The following is a 4,754-nucleotide window of genomic DNA, read 5'->3' as shown; positions in this document are numbered from 1 at the left end:
GGGTTCGGATTGAAGAGAAAGAGCCGGTCTTCTTCGTTCGGGACAACGGCGTCGGCATCGATCCCCGATACCATCAGATCTGGAGGTGATGCAGAATCTGGTCGACAACGCCGTCAAATTCATAGGCGATCAACCCGAACCCCTGGTGGAGATCGGGGTTCGGATTGAAGAGAAAGAGCCGGTCTTCTTCGTTCGGGACAACGGCGTCGGCATCGATCCCCGATACCATCAGAAGATTTTCGGTCTTTTCGAGCGCCTGAGCGCCGACACGGAAGGGACGGGCATCGGTCTGGCCCTGGTCAAGCGCATCGTCGAGGTGCACGGGGGCCGCATCTGGGTGGAATCGGAAGCCGGCCAGGGGACCGCTTTCTGCTTCACCCTGCGACAGGAGGAATGAAGGATGGACAGAGAGGAAAAACCATCTGAAGAACCTTTCGTCATCCTGCTGGTGGAGGATAACCCGGCTCACGCCGAGATGGTCAAGCGGGCGCTGGAAGGGCACCCGGTGGCCAACCGGATAATCCATCTTACCAACGGCGAGGCGGCATTGGATTTTCTCTTCCGACGGGGTGTGTTCGCCGACCCCGAAAAAAGTCCGCGCCCCCATGTCGTTCTGCTCGATCTCCGCCTGCCCCGTATCGACGGGCTGGAAGTCCTCCGGGAAATCAGAACTTCCGCCGTGCTCGAGAAACTTCCCGTTGTTATTCTGACCACCTCCGAGGCCGAAATAGATGCGGCCAGGGCCTATGAGCACCATGCCAACAGCTTCCTGGTGAAACCCCTCGATTTCGACAAGTTCATCCGGCTGATGGAAGACCTTGGATTCTACTGGCTGAAATGGAACTATTACCCATGGGCATGAATTTACGCGATAGTTCCACCAAAAGCGCCGGGCGTCCGGCCGGCATGAATGTTCTGGGTCAAGATGCCCTGGATATTCTTCTGGTCGAGGATGAAGAGGGACACATTCAGTTGATCCTGCGCGCTTTCGAGTCCCGTTTCGGGGTCCGGATGACGGTGGCGCGCACTCTCGGCGAGGCCCGGGCCCGTTTGGCCGAAATGATTCCGGATCTGGCCATTGTCGATCTTCTGCTCCCCGACGGGCGCGGCATCGAGCTTCTGGAAGAGCAGAAGGGAAACGGCTTCCCTTTTCCGGCGGTGATCATGACCAGTCACGGCGATGAAGAGGTGGCGGTCGAAGCGATGAAGGCCGGCGCCCTCGATTACCTGGTCAAGTCGGAGGAAACCTTTTCCCAGCTGCCTCATTTCGCACGCCGGGCCCTGCGGGAGTGGCACCATATCACGGAACGCCGGGTAGCCGAGGAGCGTCTTCGGGAGACGAATCGCGAGCTGGAGGCTTTCGTCTATACCATCTCCCATGACCTTCGTTCCCCTCTGGCTCCCATCATCGGCTATGCGGAATATCTCCGCACCGAGTACGGAGCGAAGCTGGATGAGAGAGCCCTGGACAGCCTCGACGAAATCGAGGGGCAGGCAAACCGGATGCTGATTCTGCTGGAAGACCTGCTCGACCTGGCCCATGCCGGATACCTGGACCGCCCCCAGCAGCCGGTGGATGCCGGAGATCTCCTTCAGGAGGTGCTGAAGGAGATGGCGGGGCAGTTCCCGAAAGGGGCCAAGATAGTCGTGCCTGTCCCCCTGCCTCACGCACATCTGCCGGAGACCCTGCTCACCCAGATCTTCCGAAATCTTGTCGGCAATGCGCTGCGCTATGCCGGCGGAACCATTGAGGTCAGCGGCGAGCGCCAAGATCATCGGGTCTGTTATTTCGTCCGGGATCATGGTCCCGGCATTCCCGCAGCCGAACGCGACCGGATCTTCGAGGTGTTTTTTCGGGGCTCGACCGCCCAAGGCAGCCGGGGAACCGGAGTCGGGCTTGCGACCGTGCGTAAGATAGCGCGTTCCTACGGGGGAAAGGCCTGGATGGAGGAGACCCCCGGGGGCGGCAGCACCTTTCGGGTACTCCTGGAAGATGGTCCCAATCCGGGACAGCTGGAGCGGAGCATCGAGGAAAAAAGATTTCTGCTGCACGTGTTCGGCGAGTACTGCCGGCTCCACTAGTCAGCAGGCTGATGAAAAACGCCCATCTGCGGCGTTGCCCTCATCCTTCGTCAACGACGTACCTTCCGGTACGCCTTATTCCTCAGGATTTCAGGCGCCTTGCATCTGGGCATTTTTGATCAGCCTGGAAGCGGCGTGTGGTTCAAAAAGAAAACCGATTTTGATTTTATCTGGGTTCTCCTTGACTCCGCGGTTACAAACGGGCTTTCCTCTCCTTTCTTTTTCCAGCTCCTTCCCCTATAATGCCCCCCTGCAAAGGAGCACCCTGTTCATGGATAAGAGTTTTTCCGCCGACGTCCGGCGGCTCATGCGCGCCGCCATCGGCGAGGCGGGCGGCAACGAGGTTTTTTTCCTCGGCCATACCGACTCCGGTTTACAGGTGACAGAAGTGGAAGTGCTGGCCCGCGGCTCGGCGGAGGCGGTTCCGGCCATCCTCCAGGGCTGTGCCTACGGCGACGTGGTGATCCACAACCATCCTTCGGGGCATCTCCACCCTTCCGGGGCCGACATCGAGATCGCCTCCCGTCTCGGCGCCCTGGGGGTGGGTTTCTATATTGTGGACAACCCTGTGGAACACGTGTACAGGGTGGTGGAAGCCTTTGCCCCGAAGGAAGAACGGCATCTCGAGCCGCAGCGCATCGACGCCGTCCTCGGACCCGAAGGGGTGGTGGCCGCCTCTCTGCCCGGTTACGAAGAACGCCCCGAGCAGCTGCGCATGGCCTTTGCCGTGGGAGAGGCTTTCAACAGCGGCAAACTGGCGGTCATCGAGGCCGGCACCGGCACAGGCAAGAGCCTGGCCTATCTCGTTCCGGCCATCCTGTGGGCCCTGAACAACGAGGAGCGGGTGGTGGTTTCCACCAATACCATCAACCTGCAGGAACAGCTGGTCCGCAAGGACATTCCCTTCCTCCAGCGGGCGACGAAGCTGGAGTTCAGGGCGGTCCTGGTCAAGGGGCGGGGCAACTACCTCTGCCGGCGCCGGGCGGCGACGGCGCATGCCGAGCCGGGCCTTTTCGACGCCGAGAACGCCGGGGAACTCCAGACAATTCTCGACTGGGCGGAGACGAGCGCCGACGGATCGAGGGAGGAGCTGACTTTTCTGCCGCGGGAGGAGGTCTGGGAAGAGGTGCGCTGCGAGATCGACCAGTGCTCGCGGGTGCGCTGCGCCGATTATGCCCGCTGCTTCTTTCACCGGGCCCGCCGGCAGGCGGCCCAGGCCGATATCCTGGTGGTCAATCATGCGCTTCTCCTCTCCGATCTGGCGCTGCGGCATCAGACCGACAACTATTCCGCCGCCGCCGTCCTTCCTCCTTTCGACCGGATCATCCTCGACGAGGCCCATCATCTGGAGGATGTCGCCACCAGTTTCTTCGCCTCCCAGGTCACCCGCTTCGCCTTCGCCCGGGTGCTGGGCAAGCTGCGTCACCCGCGCAAGCCGGATCGGGGGCTGCTCCCCCGTTTTCTCTCCGCTCTTTCCAAGGAGCTCCCCGAGACGGAGGACGAACTCTATCGCGACCTGCACGGACGCATCGAGAACCTCATCGCCGCACGCCAGGCCCTCTTCGACCGTTCGACCATGGATCTGGAAGAGATCGGCCAGGACCTGGCCGCCTCCCTGGGCAGGGAGGTCGTCGAACGGGAGGAAATCAAGCACCGGGTGGTGGCCGACTTCGCCGAAAGCGAAACCTGGGAGGCGATCGCCGGGAGGGTCAGGGAGCTGGCCCGCCAGACGGGGCTTCTGGCCCGGGAGGTGCGCGCCCTGCTCAAGGCCTGCGACAGTCTCCCGGAGGCGGCCGCTGAAAAACTCGCGCCGACCCTGAACGACATTCGCGGCATCGCCCTGCGCCTGGAAGGGATCGCAGGCGATCTGAGCTTCTTCGTCGCGGAGGATGAAGGGACCTGCGCCTGGTTCGAGGTGGTGCGGGGGCGCATCGGCCGGGGCTCCGGGATCGTCACCCGGCTCTGCACCGCCCCCCTCGAGGTCGCCCGAAACCTCAAGGAAGCGATCTACGACCGCTTCAAGACCGTGGTCATGACCAGCGCCACCCTGGCGGTCGGCGACTCCTTCGCCTATCTCAAACAGCGGGTGGGGCTCGACCGGACCGAGCCGGGACGGGTGACGGAACTGATCCTCTCCTCTCCCTTCGACTTCGCCAGGCAGGCGCTGGTCGCCGTTCCCACCGATGTCCCCGAGCCCGGCCGTCCCGGCTATCCGGAGATGGTCCGGGATCTTGCCGAGAAGGGGATTCTCGCCGCCGACGGCCGCACCTTCGTCCTCTTTACCGCCTACTCCCTGCTGCGCAGGGTTCACGGCGAACTGGCGCCGATCCTCGCCGCCCGCGGCTACAACTCCCTGCGGCAGGGGGAGGACAACCGCCACCGCCTGCTGAAGAAGTTCTCGCAGGACGCCACCAGCGTTCTTTTCGCCACCGATTCGTTCTGGGAGGGCGTCGACGTGCCGGGTCGGGCGCTGGAGCAGGTGATCATCGCCCGGCTCCCCTTCAAGGTCCCCACCGAACCTGTCCTGCAGGCGCGGGCCGAGGCGATCGAACAGGCTGGCGGAGATCCCTTCATGGAGTACACCGTCCCCCAGGCGGTGATCCGGTTCAAGCAGGGCTTCGGCAGGCTGATCCGACACCGGGACGACCGGGGGGTGGTATTCATCCTCGACA

4 protein-coding genes are annotated in these 4,754 nt (G+C 62.8%); all 4 read left to right on the top strand.

Annotated features, from left to right (window positions below; all coding sequences use genetic code 11):
• The first annotated feature begins 88 nt into the window (after nt 1-88).
• The gene (locus DTF_RS25470; protein WP_162148629.1) at nt 89-397 is read left to right on the top strand and encodes an ATP-binding protein; all 309 of its coding nucleotides are present in this window, start codon (nt 89-91) and stop codon (nt 395-397) included.
• Nucleotides 398-400: 3 nt separating this feature from the next.
• Complete coding sequence (locus tag DTF_RS0110400) at nt 401-862, top strand: response regulator (protein WP_051361221.1); 462 nt, start codon at nt 401-403, stop codon at nt 860-862.
• The gene (locus DTF_RS0110395; protein ID WP_027715264.1) at nt 853-2,082 is read left to right on the top strand and encodes an ATP-binding protein; all 1,230 of its coding nucleotides are present in this window, start codon (nt 853-855) and stop codon (nt 2,080-2,082) included. The genes DTF_RS0110400 and DTF_RS0110395 overlap by 10 nt, the downstream gene beginning before the upstream one ends.
• 271 nt (nt 2,083-2,353) lie before the next feature.
• Nucleotides 2,354-4,754: helicase C-terminal domain-containing protein (locus DTF_RS23055; protein WP_226989281.1), on the top strand; the 2,401-nt coding region annotated here is incomplete at its 3' end.

It is taken from the genome of Desulfuromonas sp. TF (genome assembly GCF_000472285.1).
Classification (GTDB): Bacteria; Desulfobacterota; Desulfuromonadia; order Desulfuromonadales; family ATBO01; genus ATBO01.
The sequence above is the reverse complement of the archived record's forward strand: the minus strand, read 5'-3'. Positions and strand labels throughout refer to the sequence as shown.